This window comes from Patulibacter medicamentivorans, from assembly GCF_000240225.1.
In the GTDB taxonomy this organism is placed as follows: Bacteria; Actinomycetota; Thermoleophilia; order Solirubrobacterales; family Solirubrobacteraceae; genus Patulibacter; species Patulibacter medicamentivorans.
On sequence record NZ_AGUD01000019.1, the window covers coordinates 48765 to 69147 of the forward strand.

Genomic DNA, 20383 nt, shown 5'->3' on the forward strand with positions numbered 1-20383 from the left:
CCCCTTCAGCCGGCGCGGTCGCTGCCGGCGACCGGGACCGCGCCGTCGGGGGTCCGCGGCCCGTCGCCGCGGCCCGCCAGGTACGGGCTCAGGTGATGGCCGACGATCTTGCCCTGCGGCCAGGCGAGGCGACGGACCCGCGGCTCGCGGGGCGCCGGCGGCTGCTCCGCGGCGAGCGCCGAGCGCAGGTACTCCGGCTCCTCGTCGCTGAGCAGGATCCCCCGTAGGACCGGCCGGTAGGGCGCCGGCGCGATCGGGTGGCCGAGGTCGGCCAGGATCGCCTCGGCGGCCGCGTCGGCCTGCTGGCAGGCCAGCCCGCCCTGCTTGACGTCGCCGGAGGTCACGTCGCCGGCCGCGTAGACGCCGGGCGCGCCGAGGACGCGGGCGTGCTCGTCGACGGGCACGAAGCCGGCGTCGTCGGTCGGCAGTCCGGGGACCGTCCGCGGATGCAGCTCGGGCATCGCGACCACGTGATCGGCCGCGATCCGGCGGCCGTCGTCGAGCTCGATCCAGCCGTCCTCGCCGAGGCCGACGACGGCGGCGCCGGCGTGCAGCTCGATCCCGTGGCGGGCGAGCTTGTCGCGGGCGATCGCCTGGGCGTCGTCGCCGAAGAGGGCGAGCGGATCGGCCTCGTGCGTGACGACGAGGACCCGGGCGGGGATCTCGGCCGCCTGCAGGTGGGCCGCGGTCAGCAGCGCCAGCTCGTAGACGGGCAGCGACCACGAGACCGTCGCGGGGGCCACGAAGGCGACCGTGCCGCCGCCGTCCCTCGCCACCCGCTCCAGCAGGTCGGCCACGCGGTCGGCGTCGTGCGCGCCGCGAAAGGGGGTCGCGCCGTCGAGCGATCGGTCGGAGCGGGCCCCGGTCGCGAGCAGCAGCCCGTCGTAGGGCAACGCGACGCCCTCGCTGGTGCGGGCGACGCGGCCGGCGACGTCGACGTCGCCGAGGACGCCGTGTCGCAGCTCGACGCCGACGTCGTCGGCGAACGCCTGCAGCGGCATGCTCCACGCCGCGGCCGCGCCGAACGGCTCCAGCACGGCCAGCGCGGGGTAGCGGAAGCGGTCGTTGGGGGCGAGCACGGTGATCGCCAGGCGGTCGCTGTCGAGGTGGGAGCGCAGGGCGAGCGCGGCCTCGAGGGCCGCGATGCCGGCGCCGGCGATCAGGACCGTCCGGGGGCGATCGCGCGTGGGGGCGGGCGTGTTCGTGACCATGTCGTCACGGTCCCAGCGCCCGCGCGCGCGAGCATCGGTACTTCCCGGTGCCGGTCCAGCGGAGAACCACGGAGCGGCGCCCGGCGGGCGCCGCCGCGCGTTCGCACCGTGACGATCCGCGACGACGCTGCGGGCCCGTACGGATGGCGTCGGGGACGCCGCGCGGCAGGCTGCGACCCATGTCCGCCGTGATCGAGTGCGACCGCCTGACCAAGCGCTACGGCAGCGCCCGCGGCATCGACGAGCTGACGCTGCGGATCGAGCCGGGCGAGGTCTTCGGCTTCCTCGGTCCGAACGGCGCCGGCAAGACGACGACGATCCGGACGCTCCTGGACCTCCAGCGGCCGACCTCGGGCGAGGCGCGGATCTTCGGCCTCGACAGCCGTCGCGACAGCGTCGCGATCCGCTCCCGGATCGGCAACCTGGCCGGCGACTTCGCCCTCGAGCCACAGCTCACCGGACGCCGCGCCCTGGCCCTGTTCGCGGAGGTTCGCGGGATGACCGACCTGGGCCGCGCGAACGAGCTGGCCGAGCGCTTCGAGGCCGACCTCAGCCGGCCGCTCGGCGAGCTCTCGCGCGGCAACCGCCAGAAGATCGGTCTGATCCTGGCGCTCTTCCACGACCCCGAGCTGGTGATCCTCGACGAGCCGACCAGCGGCCTCGACCCGCTGATGCAGGCCGAGTTCCTGGCCGTCGTCGGCGAGCAGCGCGAGCGCGGGGCGACGGTCTTCCTGTCGTCGCACGAGCTCGACGAGGTCCAGCGGATCTGCGACCGGGTCGGGATCATCCGCGACGGTCGCCTGATCGCGACCGACGGCGTCGAGCGGATGCGCGAGCGCGCCTACCGCAACGTCGCCGTGCGCTTCGCCGGCACGCCCGACGGGCAGCGCCTGGGCGCGCTGCCGGGCGTCGAGGGCGTCGAGGTGATCGGCGACCTGGCCCGCTTCCGGATCCGCGGCAGCGTCGACCGCCTGATCAAGACGCTCGCCGGCGACGAGGTCGTCGACCTCGAGCTGACCCGCCCGTCGCTCGACGAGCTGTTCCTGGACTACTACCGCGAGGGCGACGCCCGATGAGCACCACGATCCCCGTCTCGCGATCGCGAGCCGCGCTGACGCTGCCGGCGCCGTCCTGGTGGCGCGCGCTGCTGGCGCTGACCCGTCACGGCCTCCACGAGCAGCGCCGCGCGCCGCTCGTCTGGGGCGGCGCGCTCGGCGCGATGAGCGCCCTGATGGCCGCGATCTGGCCGACGATCGAGGACTCGATGAGCCGGATGATGGACAGCTACCCCGAGCAGCTGAAGCAGGCGTTCGGGATCGTCCGGCTCGACAGCGTCGAGCGCTACGTCGACGCCGAGATGCTGAGCCTGATCGTGCCGCTGACCCTCGCGCTGCTGGCCGTCCGCTGCGTCACCGGGCCGACGGTCGCCGCCGAGGCCCGCGGCTACCTCGACACGATGCTGGCGCTGCCGCTGACCCGCCGGGTGCTCGCGATCTCGAGCTTCATCGTCGCGGCGCTCGTGGTCGCGGCGACGCTGGCCGTGGTCTGGGCGATGACGATGCTCGCCGGCGTCGTCGCCGGCACCGGCATGTCGGCCGCCGTCCTCGGTCGCGGGATCGTCAACGTCTGGCCGCTGGCGATGGTCTTCGCGGGGGTGGCGGTGGTCGCCGGCGGGGCGCTGCGCGGATCGGGCCGGGTGACCGGGATCGCGACCGGCGCGCTGCTGGCGATGTACGTGCTCGACCTGGTCGGCAAGCTGGCCCCCAGCGTCGACGGGCTGCGGACCGTGTCGGCCTTCCGCTACTACGGCTCGGCGGTCCAGAACGGCCTCGACGTCAGCCACGTGCTCGGCCTGACCGCGGTCGCCGTGGCGCTGGCGGCGCTCGGGGCCGAGCTGCTGCAACGACGCGACGTGCGCTGAGCCCTCGAGCCGTCTTTGCCGGACCTTTGCCGGCCTCGCCCTACCGTGCGCGGCCGGCCCACTGGGCCCGCCGCGGTGGCGGGTCGAGACCGACCGACCTCGAGAACTGGAGCATCCGATGGACATCGACCGCATCTTCGGCCTGCCGGCTCATCCGCTGTTCGTGCACGTGCCGGTAGTCCTGATCCCCGTGCTGGCGCTGCTGACGATCGCCCTGGCGGTGCGCCCGGCGTGGCGCGCGCGCTGGGGCGTCCCGCTGGCGATCGCCAACGTCGTGATGCTCGGCTTCATCCTGCTCGTGACCGGCAGCGGCGAGCAGCTCGAGCGGCACATCGGTGCCGAGCCGCTGATCGTCCGCCACCGCGAGCTCGGCGAGCAGCTGCGGATGATCTGGGCGCTGTTCACGGCGGTCACCGTCGGGCTGGCGATCGTCGACCGGCGGGCGCGGTCGGAGCGGGCGGCCGGCTGGATGGCGCCGGTCGCGACGGCGCTGACGGTGCTCTCGGTGGTCGGCGCGATCGCCTCGACCGTCTGGGACGTGCGGACCGGCCACGCCGGTGCGAAGTCCGCCTGGGAGGACACGCCGAGCGGGACGGCCAAGGGCTACGACGGCGGCGACTGAGCGACACGTCCGCACCGCCCGCGGTCGCGATCACAAGAGGTTCATGAGAGTACGCCGTGCCAGAGCTGGCCGGACGTAGGATCGTGCGATGGGTACGACGGCCGACGTCCTCGTGGTCGACGACGAGCCCGCGCTGCTGGCGGCGATCGGGCGCGCGCTGGAGAGCGACGGCTACCGTGTCCGGTTGGTCGCGAGCGCGGAGGAGGCGATCGACCAGTTGGCGGCGGCGCTCCCAGACGCGATGGTTCTCGACGTGCTGCTGCCGCGCCTCTCGGGGCTCGACCTCTGCCGGCAGCTTCGCGCCCGGGGCCAGCGGCTGCCGATCCTGATGCTGACCGCTCGCGACGCGGTGCCGCACCGCGTCGCGGGGCTCGACGCCGGAGCTGACGACTACCTGGTCAAGCCGTTCGATGTCGAAGAGCTGCTCGCGCGGCTGCGGGCGCTGATGCGCCGGATCGCGCCCGAGGCCGAGCATGGGCAACTCCGTGTTGGCCCGCTGGTGCTGGATCTCGGCCAGCGGCGGGTGCGTTGGGCCGACGGTGACGATATCGACCTGACCCACACGGAGTCGGCGCTGCTCGCCGTCCTGATGCGCAACGCAGGCCACGTTGTCAGCCGCTCGGCGCTCTTCGAGCACGCGTGGGGCTACGACTATGGTCCCGAGGGCGGAACGCTGAGCGTCTATGTCGGCTACGTGCGGCGCAAGCTGGCTGCCTGCGGGGCCGATCCGCAGCTGCTACGCAACGTGCGCGGCCTCGGCTACTCGCTGGATCGTCCGTGACGCTGCGCACTCGGCTGGCGATGCTCGTCGGCGTCGCCGTGGCGCTGGTGGTCGCGACGACGTCGGTCACGCTCTACCTCGCCACGGCGGACCGGCTTCGAGGACAGATCGACGCGTCACTGCGGAATCGGATCGACCGCGTTCTGAGCCTGACGCCAGCCGAGCGGCGCACGCTGGAGCGACGGCTTCGCGGAGCCGTGCCCGACGACCTGCTTGGCTCGATCGCGAACGGTGCGCAGTTGGTGCGTGCGGACGGTTCGATCCTCCGGGTCGCGCCGCGCGGCCGACCGCTGCCCGTGACCGCCGAGGTAGCGCGTCTCGCTCGGGCCGGCAGCGAGCGGCGGATTCTCATGGACGTGGAGGCCGACGGGCAGCACCTGCGGATCATGGCCGCGGGCGCCGGGCCGCTCGGCGCGGTCGAGGTGGCCCGCTCGCTTGACGAGGTCGACGATGCGCTGGCCGGCCTGTCGCTGATCTGCGTGATCGTCGGCGTCGTCGGCTGCGTCGTGGCGGCTGGCGTCGGGTTGCTGGTCGCACACCACGGGCTGCGGCCAGTACGCCGATTCACGGCTCGGACGGAGGAGATCTCGCGGACCGGGGACACGTCGGTGCGCCTGCCCGTCCATGGTTCCGACGAGCTCTCGCGCCTGGCCGAGGCGCACAACCGGACCCTGCTCGCGCTCGACGAGTCGGTGGTCGCGCAGCGCCAGCTCGTCGCCGACGCCTCACATGAGCTTCGGACCCCGCTGGCGGCGATTCGGGCCAACGTGCAAGTGCTGCAACGGACGCCGGGCATGCCCGATGTCGACCGGGCGCAACTGCTCGACGAGGTGCTGACCGAGACCGCCGCGTTGACGGCGCTCATCGCGGACGTCGTCGATGTCGCTCGCGATGGCTCGGCGGAGCTGGTGCTCGAGGAGCTGAGGCTCGACTGCGTCGTTGAGGAGGCGCTCGAGCGAGTCCGCCGGCGCTCGACGGACCGGGTCTTCGCGATGTGCGGCGGTCCGGTCGTGATCGTCGGCGACGAGCAGCTGTTGGCGCGGGCGATCGACAACCTCCTGGACAACGCCGCGAAGTGGGCGCCCAGGGGATCGACCGTCGATGTCGCGGTCGAGGGCGGGCGGGTCACGGTTCGCGATCGCGGACCGGGGGTGCCGGAGGTCGAGCTCGGACGGGTCTTCGACCGGTTCTATCGGTCGGCCGCCGCCCGCGGCACGCGGGGCTCCGGACTTGGCCTTGCGATCGTCCGTCAGGTCGCCCGGGCACACGGCGGCCGGGCGCGGGTCGAGAACGCCGAAGGCGGTGGCGCGCGATTCTCGATCGACCTCTCTGCCGCGGTTCGGCGACTGGACTGAGGAACCGGCCGCCGAACCGCCGCAGCGGCTCAGCGGCCGTCCCGCTCGGTCACCCGGTCGGGCGGAAGCCGCCGGCCGCGGCCGAGATCCGCGGCTCGGCCGCTCGCGGGATCGTCAGCGTGATCCGCCCGTGCTCGTCAGTGCGGCCCTGGGTGACCAGCCGCCCGCGGACGCGTCGCCGGCCGGGGACGGTGGCGCGGACCACGGCCTGCTGGACCGGGCGATTCAGGGAGTCTTCCGCGACTCGGGCGTCGACGGCGACGCGCACGCGCATCCGGCGTCCGGCGATCGGCCGTGTCCCGACGATCCGTGCGCGTAGCGCCGGCTGGCGGAGCCCGGGGCACGTCTCCTGGGTGGGGATCCCGCGCAGGCGGCGTCCGGCCACCTCGCTCTCGACGGTGCCGGAGAACCGCTCCTGGGCGGTCACCGTGACGTCTCCCCGCAGGAACCCGGGGCGCGCGCCGCGAGCACGAATGTCGGCACTCCAATGCCCGAGCAGGATCGGACTGGGCACGTCCACCCGCTCCCAGCCGTCCAGGAAGGTGCGGCCGTCGTCGCTGTAGCCGTCGTAGCGCACCGACCACGAACCGGCCAGGTAGGTGCCCAGGAACGTCATTGTCGCGGTGCCGCCGGCCGGTCCAGGCACCGTTCGGGCAAGGACCTGCCGACCGGCCATGCCGGTGTACTCGGAGGCGGGCGTCGTCCAGCGTCGGTAGGCGGTCCGGTCGACGTGGATCGGTGTCGGGGGCGCGGGCGCGGGGGCGACACCGGGCATCCGCACGACGCTGATTCGGGTACGAGCGGCCGGGTCGCTCGGGTCGGGGCGGTTCGGGAGCCGCGTCTCGGTGACCACGGCACGGTCGCCACCGGGCAGCCACTCCCAGCTGCGCAGGTTCCAGTCGTCCTCCAGCAGCGTGGGCTGACCGCCGTAGCCTCCGCGCTGCTGGCCGCTGGCCCGGTCCATCAGCCAGCCCTCGTTCATGCAGCGGCGGTTGTTCCACAGGCTCACGCGCCCCAACTGGCCGAACGCCGAAGCGTCGATCAGCGACGGTCGCTCGAGTTGGGTGAAGACGTCCATCCGGTCAAGCCCCCGCGCCGACGTGTAGTACATCCAGCGCCCGTCGGGGGAGTAGCGCGCGACCTCGTTGTAGTCGAGGTCGGTGGTCATCTGGCGTCGTTGACCGGTGCGCAGGTCCAGCAGGTAGGTGTCGTAGTTGAGGCCGGTCGTGGTCGCCTGGTACTTGAGGTACCGGTTCCCGTCGACGAAGCTCGCTCCCTCGTAGAAGCGCCCGCCATTGATCCAGTCCGCGATCGCGTTCGAGGGCCGGAACTGAGGGGTGACGACGCGCGGGTCGGTTACCACGTACTCGTCGGCGCGCCGCTCGAGCCGGCCGAGCGTGACGCGCGGGCCGTCGTGCATCCGAACTTCGTTCCAGGCCACGAACTCCCCGTAGGCGTCGACCGTCGCCTCGCGATTCTGCGCTCCCTGCAGAAGGCTGTCCAACGGGAAGCGCACCGGAACCACGCGGGACCGTTCGCATCGATAGACGCTCGGAGCACATTCCAGGATCGACCACTGGAAGTCGCCGGTGCCTCCGCTCAGTGGGTTGCCGGTGGTGGCCTGCCCGCTGTTGTCGGCCAGCCACATCCGGCGGCCGTCCTCGAGCAGGTCGGCCTTCTGAGCGGTCGGCACGCGCCCGCAGGTGATGCAGCGGTAGCCGCGGCCGTCGAGATCGGTGACCGCGATCTGGGCCTTGCCGCCCACGGTGACGGAGAAGTAGAGGTGCTTGGCGTCCGGTGCCAGGTGCGCGCCGCCCGTGTCCCCCTTGCCACCCGCGTCCGCCTCGGGCGGCAGTCGCAGCTGGATGCGGCGTTCGACGTCGAGCGACTGGAGCGGCGGCGGGACGGCCTGCGCTGCGGGGCAGCCCACGAGGGCCGGGGCCAGCAGGGCGGTCGTTGCGAGCGAGGCGCGATGCCACGGACGAGGGCGGAAGCTCATGCGGTGTCCTTTGGGAGGTCAGGCGGTCTTGGTGGCGGCAGGCTCGACGGGCCGCCCGTCCCGGATCTCGACGACGCGCGGGACAGCAGCCGCGATCGCGGGGTCGTGGGTGACGAGGACGACGGTCACCCCGGTGGCACGGTGCAGCTCGTCGAGCAGCGCGAGGACCGATCTGCCGGTCTCGGCGTCGAGGTTGCCCGTCGGCTCGTCGGCCAGCAGCACGGAGGGATGGTTGGCGAGAGCGCGGGCGATCGCCACCCGCTGCTGCTCGCCGCCGGAGAGCCGACCGGGCAGGCGATCGGCGTGATCGGCCAGTCCGACCTGCGCCAGCAGCTCGTCCGCTCGCGCCCGCCCGCGTCGCGGCGAGGTTCCGGCGGGCAGCGCCGCCTCCACGTTCTGTGCCGCGGTCAGGGTCGGGATCAGGTGGAACTGCTGGAAGACGAAGCCGATCGTGTCGCGGCGCAGGACTGCCAGGGCCCGATCGGAAAACGCCTCGAGGGCGACTCCAGAGAACCGCAACCGGCCGCCGGTCGGACGATCGAGCAGTCCGAGCAGGTGCAAGAGGGTCGACTTGCCCGCGCCGGAGGGACCGGTGATCGCGACGACCTCGCCGGGGTCGATCGTGAGGTCGACCCCACGCAGGGCCGACACCGATCCGGCTCGGGTTCGGTGGGTCCGGGCGACGCCGGTGAGCTGGTACAGGTGATCCACGGTGACTCCTAGTCGATCTGTCGCAGAGCGTCGGCGGGGCGAAGACGGGCGGCGCGCGCGGCACCGACCGCCCCCGCGAGCAGGCCGGCGAGGACTGCCAGTCCGAGGCCGACGAGGAGCACGCCGCCGTCGACCGGGGCCGTCAGGGTGACTGCCGCCGAGGTCGGCTCGACCGCCCCGCGACCGAAGCCGGCCAATCCCGCCAGCCCACCGCCGACGGGGTGCTCCGACGGGGCGACGGACGCTCGAAGGACGATTCCGGCGCGGCTGATGGCACAGGCGACGGCCAAGCCGGTGGCGACGCCGAGAAGGCCACCGAGGACACCCTGCAGCAGCGACTCACCGGCCAGCTGGCGGACGAGCCGCGCGCGACTCCAGCCGATCGCGCGCAGGGTCCCCAGTTCGCGGGTGCGCTTCCCGACCGATCCGAGCGTGATGAGGGCGGTCAGCACGAACGCCGCCGCAAGCGCGAGCAGGACGAGCGCGGTGCCGAGGCGCTCGACCAGGTCGTCGGCATCCGCCAGCGACCCGTCGACGTTGGCGGCGAGGTCCGCCGCGGTCGTCGCGGTGGTTCCCGGGAGGTCCGTCTCCAGCCGCGTTCGCAGCGCCCCGACATCGTCGGATCGATCGGCCCGCACGCGGATCTCGGTGACCGTGCCGGGACGATCGGCGATCGCCTGCAGCTCGCTCAGCGGCAGGTAGGCGTCTGAGCGTTCGGCGCCGAGCGGTGCTGAGACGAGGCCGACGACCTCGTAGTGGCGGGTGCCGATCGGGCACGTCGACCCGACTCGTAGCCCCCGGCGACGGGCGACGGCCAGATCGAGGACGACTTCGCGGTGAGCGCCGCGCGCCAGCCAGCGCCCGTCGGTGACCTGGTCGGGGCCGACGGTCGCCAACGCGGGGTGCGTGGTGTCGACCCCTGTGACGGTGCTGCTGGCGATGTCGACGCCTTCGAGACCAGCGGCCCGCAGCGTCTGGGCGCCTGGCGTCCCGCTTCCCGCGGACGCCGGGACTTCGCCGCTGACATCGATCGCGTCGAGGGTCAGGCTGCCGGCCGCCTCACGCACGTCGGGTGCGGACGCGGCGGCCTGGACGTCGCGGTCGTCGAAGCCGAGGCGGGCGCTGGACACGAACGCGGTCCGGCGGAAGCGGTCGCCCGGCTCGCCGAGGTCGTCGAGCGCGACTCGCGCCGCTTCGTTCTCCTCCCGCAGCCGTCGACGATCGGCGATCGACGGCGCCTCACCGCTCGCGGAACCGACCGGGCGGGCGAGGGAGAGGTCGGTGCCAAGCCCGCTCAGCGGCCGCAGGACGCGGTCCTGGGCAGCGGCGAGGCCGTCCGCGAGCGCGCTCACCGTGACCGCGAGCCCAACGCCGACCCCGAGTACGAGGGTTGTCAGGAGAGTGCGCCGGTGTCGCCGTCGAAGCTCGCCGAGGGCGTAGATGATGCCGAACATCGTGTGCTCGACTGTGGCTGGCGAGTTCGAGATCCATCCAAGAGCCTGCGCGACGGGGGCCGCTGCGACGGCGCGCCGCTCGGGGTTGGAAGCCGCTCGCGCGGGCTTACGGGGCCGCGGCCCGGAACACGGCCTCGAAGGTCGTCGGCGCGCCGCGCACCAGCTGCAGGTCGCCGCCGGCGCGGCGCGCCAGCTCGCGCGCGACCGCCAGCCCGATCCCGCTCCCGTGGCCGACGCCGCGGGCGAAGATCGCCGTCGTGCCGGTGCCGGCCAGCGAGCATCCCGCGTCGCCGACGGCGATCCGGACCCAGCCGGCGGCGCGGCCGGTCCGGACCGTGGTGTCGCCGACGCCGTGGCGCAGCGCGTTGTCGAGCAGGACGTCGAGGATCTGGCGCGCGCTCTCGGGCTCGACGTGCGCCGGCAGGCCGGCGTCGGCCTCGACCTCCAGCCGCCGGCCGGCGTCGGCGAAGCGGGTGCCCCAGTGCCCGGCCACCACGTGGTCGGCGACGAGCGCCCCGAGGTCGACGAGCCCCGGCTCGTCGTCGCGGTGGCGGGCGACGGCCTCGAGGTGCTCGATCGTGGTCACGAGCCGGTCGACCTGCTGGAGCGCGGCGTCGGCCTCGTCGGTCGCGTCGCTCGAGTCGGCCAGCCGGTGCAGCTCCTCCAGCCGCAGTCGCAGCCCGGTCAGCGGCGTCCGCAGCTGGTGCGAGACGTTGGCGGTGAACTCCCGCTCGCGGCGGATCGATCCGGCGATCCGGCGGTCGGCGTCGTTCAGCGCCTGCTGGACCTGGTCGATCTCGGCGAGCTGGCGCGCCACGGGCCGGTCGTCGTAGTCGGGGTTCCCGAGCCGCTCGACGCGGCCGGCCAGCTGCTCCAGCGGGGCCGCCAGCCGGCGGGCCTGGATCGACGCCAGCGCGATCGCGGCGACCAGGGCGGCGAGCCCCGATCCGGCGACCGCCAGCCACACGATCCCGACGTCGTCCTCGCGTGCGGCGGCGGGGGCGACCAGCGTCACGCTCAGCGGTCCGCCGTCGCCCGAGGCGACCTCGGTCCGCGCGCCGCGGGGGAGGCGGCCGAGCGTGATCCGGCGGCCGTCGGAGCGCGTCACCCGCAGCGCCTCGTCCGCCGGCAGCAGGTCGTCGACCAGCGCGAACGTCAGCGGCGTCCCGCGCGACTGCGCGCGGGCGATCCGCAGGGCCGCCTCGTCGGCGCGGCGCTCGAGCCGCATGTCGGCGCGCTGGCGCAGCAGCGCGGTCCCGACCAGCCCCAGCGGCACGCCGAGGACGAGGACCGTGGCGAGGGCGATCAGGCAGGTCGAGAGCAGCAGCCGGCGCCTCACGGCTGCTCCAGCCGGAAGCCGTAGCCGCGCACGGTGGTGATCAGCGGCGGATCGCCGAGCTTCTGCCGCAGCCATCCGACGTGGACGTCGAGGGTCTTGGTCGACCCCCACCAGTTCTCGTCCCAGACGCCGCTCATCAGCTCCTCGCGGCGGACGGCGTCACCGGCCCGCGCCGCCAGGAACAGCAGCAGGTCGAACTCCTTCGGCGACAGCGCGAGCTCGCGATCGCCGCGCCAGGCACGGCGCGAGCCGGGGTCGACCCGCAGGTCGGCGACCTCGACCGGGCTCGAGCCGGCGCCCGCCGCCGGCTCGCGCCGCAGCAGCGCGCGGACGCGGGCGACGAGCACCGCCAGGCTGAACGGCTTGGTCACGTAGTCGTCGGCGCCGGCATCGAGGCCGAGCACCTCGTCGAGCTCCGAGCTGCGGGCCGTCAGCAGCAGGACGCCGGTGCCGGGGTGCAGCTCGCGCACGCGCCGGCAGACCTCGATCCCGTCGATCCCCGGCAGGCCGATGTCGAGCACGACCAGGTCGACCGGCTCGCGCTCCAGGTGCTCGATGGCGTCCTCGCCCGACGCGACGTAGGCGACGTCGAACTGCTCCCGTCGCAGCGCTCGCACCAGCGGCTCGCCGATGCTCTCGTCGTCCTCGACCACCAGCAACCGCTGCACAGGCCGATCGTACGCGGCCCCACGGGCCCGGCGAGGGATCTTTGCCAAGCCTTGTCGCGGGGCTGCCGGGCGGTTGGGGGAGCACCCGCCACGATCGTCGTCACGGTCGACGTCCGTCGGCCGGCGCCTCACCCCGACGATCCACCGGAGCACCCATGACACACGACCACGAGACCCCGGCGACGACCATCCGCGACGGCATCGCGCGGGCCGTCGGCGTGGTCGGCATCAGCGGCATCGGCCTGATCCACCTGCTGGACGCCCCGGGCAAGTACGCCGAGACGCCCTACATGTTCTGGATGTACATCGCGTTGATCCTCGGCTGCATCGCGGTCGCCGGCGAGCTGATCCGCAGCGGGTCGCTTCGTCGGGCTCAGCGCCGCCGTCCTGGCCGCCGGCCGCCGCGTGGTCCGCAGCTCGCGCGGCCTCGTCGCCCAGACCTCGTGAGCTCCCGCGTCGCGGGCCGGTCGAACGGCCCGCGACGCGCCGCTCACCAGCCCTCCTGGCGCCCCAGCGGCGTCAGGTCGAGCATCAGCGCGAACGACAGCACGTTCTCGACCCCGCGGGCGTAGGTCGAGTAGGTGTGGAAGACCTGGTCGCCGTCGCGCAGGAACACGCTCAGCCCGTGCTGCTCGCCCTCGGCGAACCACGGGTGCCCGGCCCGCCGGTGGTCCTCGGCGTCGCGGTAGTCGTAGACCGGGGGAGCGATCCGCGCGTCGAGGGTGACCTGGAAGTCGTAGTTGAACTCGCTCCCGAACGAGGAGTACCACGGCAGCTTCCAGCCCCGCAGCCGGCGGTAGGGCTCGATCCGGTGCTGCGGCGCGCGCGAGACCAGCGCCAGGGTCGTGTCGCGCTCGCGCAGGTCGTCCAGGCGGCCGAGGTCGTCGACGAAGGCGGTGCAGCCGGTGCAGCCCGCATCCCAGCCGGGATCGAACATGAAGTGGTAGACGATCAGCTGGCGGCGCCCCTCGAACAGGTCGACCAGCCGGGCTGGGCCGTCGAGCCCCTCGAAGCGGTAGGACTTGTCGATCCGGACCATCGGCAGCGCGCGGCGGAGCGCCGCGATCGCGTCGCCGGCCCGGGTCAGCTCCTTCTCGCGGGCCAGCAGGTCCAGGCGCGCGGCCAGCCAGGTCTCGCGGTCGACGACGTGCGGCAGGGCGACGGCATGGCGGTCGTCCGCGTCGTCGCTGTCGCATTCGCTGCACATCGCTGGCGCTCCCGGGTCGCTGGCCGGCGGTCGATCGTCCGCCTCTGCCCGCTATGACCGGCCGTGGCGGCGAAACTCATCGCCGTCGCGTGCTCAGGCCGGCAGCTCGGCGGGCAGCCCGAAGCGCGCGAACTGCCCGGGGTCCACGAAGCCGGTGATCTCGACGATCCGATCGCCGCGCAGGGTCAGGACCTGGAGCACGGTCGGCCGGTGGGCGCCGTGCCCGGGGTCCCAGCTGTAGGTGCCGAACGCCGGCTGGCCGCTGGCGCGGGTCGGCACGACCCGCACGCGACGGTTGCCCTCGGCGTCGTAGACCCGCCCGTTGAACGCCCACTCGCGGAGGAAGACCAGCAGCTGCTCGCCGCGGAACCAGGTCGCCATCGGCGGCATCGTGATCGCGGCGTCGGCGGTCAGCATCGCGGCCACCGCGTCGACGTCGCCGCGCTCCCAGGCCTCGGCGTAGCGGCGGACGAGCGCCGCGACCTTCTCGTCGCCGAGCGCCCGCAGCGTCGCCTGCTGGCTCTGCGTCGGACGCTTGTCCTCGACGGTCTTGCGGGCCCGCTGGAGCGCGCTGTTGACCGACGCCACCGTCGTCTCCATCGCCTCCGCGACCTCGCGGGCGGAGTACCCGAGGACCTCGAACAGGATCAGCGCCGCGCGCTGGCGGGCGGGCAGGTGCTGGAGCGCGGCGATGAACGCCAGCTCGACGCCCTCGCGCTGCTCGTAGCGGGCGGCCGGCGCCGCGTAGCCGTCCTCGACCCCGAGCCGCTCGTCGGGGTAGGGCTCGATCCAGACCGACTCGGTCAGCGGCGGCCCGGGACCGTCGTGGGCGTCGGTCGGCGGGCCGTAGTCCATCGGCAGCACCCGCTTCGGGCGCTTGGCGATCTGGTCGAGGCAGGTGTTGGTGGCGATCTTGTAGAGCCACGAGCGCGTCGAGCTGCGGCCCTCGAAGCGGGCGAGGCCGCGCCACGCCCGCAGCAGCGCCTCCTGGAGCGCGTCCTCGGCGTCCTGGACCGAGCCGAGCATCCGGTAGCAGTGGGCGTGCAGCTCGCGGCGGTGGGGCCCGATCAGCCGGTCGTAGGCGCCCTCGTCGCCGCGTCGCGCGGCGGCGAGCAGGTCGCGCTGCTGGGCAGGAGTCGACGGGGCCACCATCCGGCTCGCAGCCTAGCTCGGCCCGAGGGCGCCCGGACGCCTCCGACGAGCGGCCGGGCGCCCGGTCGCCCGACCCGGGTTGCTACGAACAGTGCTGTTCGTGGATGCTGTGGGGCATGTGGGAGCGCAGCGGGCGAGGATCACGGGTGCGACGAGCGACGGCGGTGGCGGTCGCGGCGGCGGCGGCGCTGGGGGTCGGCCCGGCGGTCGGCTCGGCCGCCGCCGACGGCGCGGGCGCCGGCGCGGCGGTGGCCGCCGTCCGCGACGGCGACGGGTTGCGGATCGTCTCGCGCAGGGCGCTCGACGACCGCCAGCTCGACCTGCGGGTCGCGACCTCGGCGCTGCGCCAGCCGGTCGACGTGCGGGTGCTGCTGCCCGACGGCTACGCCCGCCACCCGGATCGCCGCTACCCGGTCCTCTACCTGTTCCACGGCACCAGCGGGCGAGCGTCCGACTGGGTGAAGGCCGGTGACGTGGAGGCGACGACCGCGGGCCGGCCGGTGATCGTGGTGATGCCGGACGCCGGCTACGACGGCGACGGCGGCGGCTGGTTCGCCGACTGGTTCAACGGCGGCCGCGGCGGGCCGCCGAAGTGGGAGACCTTCCACATCGGCCAGCTGGTGCCGTGGGTCGACGGCAACCTGCGGACGATCGCCGATCGCCGCGGGCGCGCCGTCGCGGGGCTCTCGCAGGGCGGCTTCGGCGCGATGACCTACGCCGCGCGCCATCCCGACATGTTCAGCTCGGTCGCGTCGTTCTCGGGCGCCCCCGAGATCACCCGCGATCCGGTGGTCAGCCTCGGCGCGATGGGGATCGTCGAGGCGATCACGGTCGGGCTCGACCAGCAGCCCTACGGCTCGATCTTCGGCGATCGCTTCGCCAACGCGATCAACTGGCAGGGCCACGATCCCGGGATGCTGGTCGAGAACCTGCGCGGGATGCGGATCGGCCTCTGGACCGCGTCGGGGATCCCGGGCGACCTCGATGCGCCGCTGGCGCTGGTGACCGGCCTGCCGGGGGTCCTGATCGAGCAGCTGACCCACCTCTCCACGGGTGCCTTCAAGCGCCACCTCGACGAGGCGGGGATCCCCAGCTCCTACGACGACTACGTCTACGGGACCCACGTCTGGCCGTACTGGGCCCGCGACCTGAAGGCGCACATCGGGCCGCTGATGCAGACCTTCGCCGACCCGCCGCCGGCTCCGTCGCCGGTCTCCTACCGCTCGATCGACCGCAGTTGGACCCAGTGGGGGTGGAAGGTCGCCTTCGACCGCGCCGCGGCGCAGGAGTTCAGCGTCCTCTCGGCGGCCGACCGCCACGGGTTCGCCCTCGAGGGCAGCGGCATCGCGACGGTCACCACGCCCGCGGCCTACGCGCCGGGGACGGTGGCCCGGGTGCGGATCGGCGCCGCCGACGGCGAGCGCAGCGAGCGCCTGCGCGTCGATCCCGCCGGACGGGTCCGGATCACCTTCCAGCTCGCTCCGGCCGGCGGCTCGGCGACGGCACGGGTGGTGATCGTGGCGGCGCCGAAGCCGGCCGCGGCCGCGTCGCCGGGCAGCGGCATCGCGCCGGCCGCGGTCTGCCGCGCGGGACGCTGGCTGACGCTGCGGGTCGGACCGCGCGGCGCCCGCCTGCGCAGCGTCCGCGCGTCGGTCGGCGGGCACCGGGTCCGCGTTCGCCGGGCCGGCGGCAACCGCGTCCGGGTCGCCGTCGGCGGCCGGCCGATCGGCCGCCGGACGGTGCGCGTCACGGCACGTGGGGTGGACGGGCGGCCGTTGACGGCGGTGCGGCGGATGCGGACCTGCGGGGCGCAGGGCTAGCCGGCCCGGTCGGAGGTCGGGGCGTCTCCGGAGCAGGCTCCGGAGACGCCCCGCTGCGCTGCCTCGCCCGGGCTCGGTGGGGCCCGGGCGCTTGAACCTCAGCGGCGCAGGGTGGCGCGGCGCGTGAGCGTGGTCCGCAGGCGACCGGGAGCGCTCCCGGTCAGCCGCACGGCGATCCTCGCCGTCGCGCCGGCCCGCCGGGACAGCGCGTCGCGCGTCCGGCGGGGAAGCGCGATGTCGATCGTGCGGACGCCGGGGCGGCGCAGCCGCGCACGGCCGCTCCCCAGCGTCACGGTCGGGGCGCCGCCGCGGACGCGCAGGCCGATCCGGTGCGCCAGCGCGCGGCCGATCGAGACCGTCGCCCGGCAGTCGCCCGCGGCGTCGAGCGCGCAGCGGACCTGGATCCGGCCACGACGCGCGACGTCCCGTAGGGACTGGCCCGGCACGCGGGCGGCGAGCACGACGCTCGACTTCGACAGGTCGATGGTCCGCGTGGTCGGGGCGAACGTCGTGCCGGCGCTGGCGGTCACCCGCGTCGGCCCCTGGGCGCTCGGGGCGAGCGTGATCCGGGCGACTCCGCTGCCGTCGGTCCGTGCGGTCTGGTCGCCGACCCGGATCGTCGCCCGGCTCATCGGCCGCTCGTCGCCGAAGCCGCCCTCGGTCCGCTGGGTCGGCGCCGGGTCGGCGCGGACCGTCGCGGTCAGGATCCGCTGGCGGCCGTGGCGCGCGACCGTGGTCTGCAGGTCCAGCGGTCGTCGCCGCGGCAGGTACTGGGGGCAGGGTCCGAGCTGCTGGATCCCGCCCGTCGTCCGGTAGCCGTCGATCTCGGCGTTGACGGTGCCCGAGGCCGTCGGGGTCCCGAGCAGCCGCCCGATCGAGAAGTCGGCGCGGAAGTAGCCGTTGCGGGCGCCGCTGATCCGGATGTCGGCGCGGTTGCGGGCCGGGATCGCCGGGAACAGCGGCACGTCGACGGACTCGGTGCCGTCGATGAAGCTCTTGCCGTCGTCGGAGTAGTGGTCGTAGCGGACCTCGTGGTGGCCGGTGAAGAGGCCGCCGATCGAGGTGATCGTCGCAGTCCCCGCCTTCAGGCCATTGACCGTCACCGGGCCGCCGAAGCCCGACGTCCCGCGGTAGCGGCCGGGCGTCGTCGCCCACGACCCGACCCGCGACTCGACGACCGGCGCCGGCTTGGTCGGCGGGCGGTCGAGCTTGGCGATCAGCAGCCGGTCGAGCCCCATCGCGGTCGTGTAGGACATCTCGGTCAGCGCGACCTTGGTGCTGTCGGGGCTCCAGGCGCCGCGGCCCGGGACGTTGTTCTGTGCGTGCGCGTCGCCGCCGGTGTAGACGGTCAGCGGCTGGCCGAGCAGGCGCCCGTCGTCGTCGCCGGTCGCCGGCAGCAGCCACGGCTGCAGGTCGCACTGGAAGCCGATCGGGGTGCCGACGTAGTAGATCGCCGCGTTGATCGAGATCGGGTAGTCGATGAACGACCGGCGGGGGACCATCCCGGCGGTCTCGACCCGGTGCATGCCGCGATCGCTGTACATCGACAGCAGCTGGCCGTCGGGGGACTCGCCGCCGTCCTCGTCCCAGTCGGCGTTGCCGGTCAGGCGGGTGCGGCGGCCGGTCGCCAGGTCGACCTCGTACATGTCCGGGTTGCCCTCGAACTGGCTGCTGACGTAGGTGACCGCGCGCCCGCCCTTGGAGAAGCTCTTCAGCTCGTAGAGCGCGCCGCCGTTGGTCCAGCCGCGGGGATCGGTGTCCTTGGGGCCGCTCGGGCCCGGCGGGTTGAGCACCCGCACGTCGCCGACGGTGTAGCGGTCGGCCTGGCGCGCGAGCTTGCCGATCAGCATCGTGCGGGTGTCGTCGCGGGTCGTCGTCCAGCCCAGGTGCTGGCCGTCGGGGGAGAGGTGCCAGACGCCGGGCCCGAGCGCCAGGCCGGTCCCGGGCTCGTCGCCGCCGCCGACGTCGATCGGCAGCAGCGTCCGCTGGTCGCAGGCGAGCACGCTGGGCGCGCACTCGAGGACGAACGCCTTGGTGAAGTCGCCGTAGAGGATCCGCTTGCCGTCGGGGAAGACGTCCTTGAACGCCTCCTGCACGGCCGGCTCGATCTTCGGTTCGTTGGGGAGCCCGCAGGTCAGGCAGCGCAGGCCCTTGCCGCTCTCGGCCACCAGGTAGAGCTGCCCCCGCGAGGAGAACAGCAGGTGCTGGCCGTCGGTCGTCCAGATCGGCGTGCTCGCTTCGAAGCCGGCCGGCAGCGGGATCCGCTGCTCGCTGATCGGCAGGAACGGCGGGTCGGCGGCTCCGGCCGCGGCCGGTCCGGAGACGGCTGGGGCGAGCCCCGCCAGCAGCCCGATCGCGAGCGCGAGCAGCCAGCGGCCACGGCTCGCCGCCGGGCGTCGACCAGCGGTACCCAGACGGCCTGACCGGCGAATGCGGCCGGCACGTTCCTGCTCCCTCATGCGTCTCCTCCTCAGAACGACGGTCGAGAGATATAACTGACGGAGAGTTATATGTCCAGGTCGAACGACGACCGTCCGATATTCAAACATCAAAACCTGAACTCGACAACGGCGCCGATCGCCTGTCGTAGCGGGCGATTCTCGCGTACACGCCGCTGTCAGGCGGAAAATTCGGCTTGACAGCGCGACCGCCAGCGATGTTTGATCGCTCATCAAGGTCTCCGAATCGCACAGAGCGATCGGCGACATCGAAGGGCTCTGGAGGAGAGACGAGGGATGCGGAGATTGCGACGTGCAGCCGGCCTGGCTGCGGTCACGGCACTGGTGCTGACCGGCTGCGGTGGCGGGGACTCGACGGCGGACGGGCCGCAGAAGATCACGCTGTGGCACAACAGCGCCGATCCGCCCGCGCTGCTGAAGCTCTACGCGGACTACGAGAAGGAGTCCGGCAACACGATCGAGCTGGTCAAGATCCCGTCGGCCGGGTTCGAGGACACCACGCTCACGAAGTGGGCCAGCGGGGCGCGTCCCGACGTGCTCGAGTACCACCCGACGGTCACGAACCTGCTGGCGCTGAACCCGAAGGGGACGCTGCGCGACCTCTCGGGCGAGGACTACGTCGGCCGCTCCGGCGACCTGTACAAGACCGCCGCGACCGTTGACGGCAAGACCTACGGCGCGATCCTCGGGTTCCCGCAGATCTTCGGCGTCTTCTACAACAAGACCGTCTTCGCGAAGGCCGGCGTCCAGGTGCCGACCAGCTTCGACGCGCTGAAGGCCGCCTGCGGCCGGATCAAGTCGGGGGCGCCCGGCGTCACCCCGATCGCCGAGTCCGGTGGCTCGCAGTGGCCGCCGCAGATCCTGCCGTCGATCTACATGGGCGACGCCAACGCCGGCAACGCCTACGGGATCGCGCTGCGCAGCAACAAGGCCCACCTCGACGACCCCGGCTCGCCGTTCGTCGCCGCGATGGCCGCCTACCAGGGGCTGCAGAAGGACGGCTGCTTCAACGGCGACCTCGTGACCGCGACCGTCGAGCGCTCGGTCAAGCAGCTGGTCCAGGGCAAGGCGGCGATGACCGCGCTGCACTCCGACATGCTGCCGGCGATCGTCGCGGCGGCCGGCGGCGACGCGGCCAAGGTCGACAAGACGATCGGGTTCTTCCCGCTCGCGGCGAAGAATCCGGCCGTCACCTACATCCCGAGCCCGATCGGCAGCTACTACCTGCCGAAGACCGGCAACGCCGGGCGCGAGAAGGCGGCGCTGGACTTCATCCGCTTCGCCACCGGCAAGGGCTACGGCCCCTACATCCAGGAGTCCAAGGCGTTCCCGGTGATCAGCGGCACGCCCGACCCGAAGGGCGTGTCGGCCCTGCAGCAGTCGTTCAAGACCGCCTATGACAAGGGCCCGTCGAACATCGCCTACGCGGCGGACGTCCCCGGCGTCGGCGGCGTGATCGTCCAGCTGGCGAAGCTGATGGTCGGCGAGACGACGCCCCAGAAGATGGCCGAGCAGACCCAGAAGCAGATCAACCAGGCCGCGAAGGCCGCGAAGCTGCCCGGCTGGTGATGGCGGCGACGACCGATCCCGCGGCGCCGGCCAGCCCGGCGCGCCCCGACCCGACGCGTGGCGTCGGGTCGGGGGCCGGTGACCGCGCCGCGGCCGCCGGCCCCCGGCGACCGGC

The 20383-nt window shown here is 73.7% G+C and carries 17 protein-coding genes; 8 read left to right on the forward strand and 9 right to left on the reverse strand.

Features of this window, described 5'->3' with window-relative positions; genetic code table 11:
- Positions 1-5: 5 nt before the first annotated feature.
- A complete protein-coding gene (locus PAI11_RS02960) occupies positions 6-1211 on the reverse strand; it encodes an FAD-dependent oxidoreductase (RefSeq protein WP_007570668.1) in 1206 nt (401 codons plus the stop codon).
- Between the two features lie 179 nt (positions 1212-1390).
- Between PAI11_RS02960 and PAI11_RS02965 the strand changes: the two genes are divergently transcribed.
- From PAI11_RS02965 to PAI11_RS02985, 5 genes are all read left to right on the forward strand, one after another.
- A complete protein-coding gene (locus PAI11_RS02965) occupies positions 1391-2287 on the forward strand; it encodes an ABC transporter ATP-binding protein (RefSeq protein WP_007570669.1) in 897 nt (298 codons plus the stop codon).
- Entirely contained in the window at positions 2284-3132 is an 849-nt protein-coding gene (locus tag PAI11_RS02970) for a hypothetical protein (protein WP_007570670.1), read from the forward strand. The genes PAI11_RS02965 and PAI11_RS02970 overlap by 4 nt, the downstream gene beginning before the upstream one ends.
- A 118-nt stretch (positions 3133-3250) precedes the next feature.
- On the forward strand, positions 3251-3754 hold the full coding sequence (locus PAI11_RS02975) for a DUF2231 domain-containing protein (RefSeq protein WP_040597919.1): 504 nt from the start codon (positions 3251-3253) through the stop codon (positions 3752-3754).
- A gap of 88 nt (positions 3755-3842) precedes the next feature.
- Positions 3843-4535: a response regulator transcription factor gene (locus PAI11_RS02980; protein ID WP_007570674.1), complete on the forward strand. Its 693-nt coding sequence runs from the start codon at positions 3843-3845 to the stop codon at positions 4533-4535.
- 20 nt (positions 4536-4555) lie between these two features.
- Complete coding sequence (locus tag PAI11_RS02985; RefSeq protein WP_170320673.1) at positions 4556-5890, forward strand: HAMP domain-containing sensor histidine kinase; 1335 nt, start codon at positions 4556-4558, stop codon at positions 5888-5890.
- A 49-nt stretch (positions 5891-5939) separates the two neighbouring features.
- Here the strand turns inward: PAI11_RS02985 and PAI11_RS02990 are convergent, their stop codons facing one another.
- From PAI11_RS02990 to PAI11_RS03010, 5 genes are all read right to left on the reverse strand, one after another.
- Positions 5940-7889: a TolB family protein gene (locus PAI11_RS02990; RefSeq protein WP_040597920.1), complete on the reverse strand. Its 1950-nt coding sequence runs from the start codon at positions 7887-7889 to the stop codon at positions 5940-5942.
- A gap of 18 nt (positions 7890-7907) precedes the next feature.
- Positions 7908-8600 (reverse strand): ABC transporter ATP-binding protein, encoded by a 693-nt coding sequence (locus PAI11_RS02995; RefSeq protein ID WP_007570677.1) that lies wholly within the window; start codon positions 8598-8600, stop codon positions 7908-7910.
- Positions 8601-8608: 8 nt separating this feature from the next.
- Positions 8609-10054, reverse strand: a complete 1446-nt coding sequence (locus PAI11_RS03000) for an ABC transporter permease (RefSeq protein WP_081488225.1) — start codon at positions 10052-10054, stop codon at positions 8609-8611.
- Positions 10055-10160: 106 nt separating this feature from the next.
- Positions 10161-11393, reverse strand: coding sequence for a sensor histidine kinase (locus PAI11_RS03005; RefSeq protein WP_007570679.1), 1233 nt, complete (start codon positions 11391-11393; stop codon positions 10161-10163).
- The gene (locus PAI11_RS03010; protein WP_007570680.1) at positions 11390-12061 is read right to left on the reverse strand and encodes a response regulator transcription factor; all 672 of its coding nucleotides are present in this window, start codon (positions 12059-12061) and stop codon (positions 11390-11392) included. The genes PAI11_RS03005 and PAI11_RS03010 overlap by 4 nt, the downstream gene beginning before the upstream one ends.
- A gap of 155 nt (positions 12062-12216) precedes the next feature.
- Between PAI11_RS03010 and PAI11_RS03015 the strand changes: the two genes are divergently transcribed.
- Positions 12217-12633, forward strand: a complete 417-nt coding sequence (locus PAI11_RS03015; protein WP_040597921.1) for a hypothetical protein — start codon at positions 12217-12219, stop codon at positions 12631-12633.
- Here the strand turns inward: PAI11_RS03015 and PAI11_RS03020 are convergent.
- Both PAI11_RS03020 and PAI11_RS03025 read right to left on the reverse strand, forming a co-directional pair.
- A complete protein-coding gene (locus tag PAI11_RS03020; protein WP_007570684.1) occupies positions 12552-13268 on the reverse strand; it encodes a DUF899 domain-containing protein in 717 nt (238 codons plus the stop codon). The genes PAI11_RS03015 and PAI11_RS03020 overlap by 82 nt on opposite strands.
- A 93-nt stretch (positions 13269-13361) precedes the next feature.
- The gene (locus tag PAI11_RS03025; RefSeq protein WP_007570686.1) at positions 13362-14420 is read right to left on the reverse strand and encodes a sigma-70 family RNA polymerase sigma factor; all 1059 of its coding nucleotides are present in this window, start codon (positions 14418-14420) and stop codon (positions 13362-13364) included.
- 146 nt (positions 14421-14566) lie between these two features.
- Between PAI11_RS03025 and PAI11_RS23825 the strand changes: the two genes are divergently transcribed.
- Complete coding sequence (locus PAI11_RS23825) at positions 14567-16240, forward strand: alpha/beta hydrolase (protein WP_007570688.1); 1674 nt, start codon at positions 14567-14569, stop codon at positions 16238-16240.
- A gap of 98 nt (positions 16241-16338) precedes the next feature.
- On the opposite strand, the gene PAI11_RS03035 is transcribed toward PAI11_RS23825, so the two are convergent.
- Complete coding sequence (locus PAI11_RS03035; RefSeq protein ID WP_007570689.1) at positions 16339-18699, reverse strand: TolB-like translocation protein; 2361 nt, start codon at positions 18697-18699, stop codon at positions 16339-16341.
- 276 nt (positions 18700-18975) lie between these two features.
- Between PAI11_RS03035 and PAI11_RS03040 the strand changes: the two genes are divergently transcribed.
- Positions 18976-20268: an ABC transporter substrate-binding protein gene (locus PAI11_RS03040; protein WP_081488228.1), complete on the forward strand. Its 1293-nt coding sequence runs from the start codon at positions 18976-18978 to the stop codon at positions 20266-20268.
- Positions 20269-20383 lie beyond the last annotated feature (115 nt).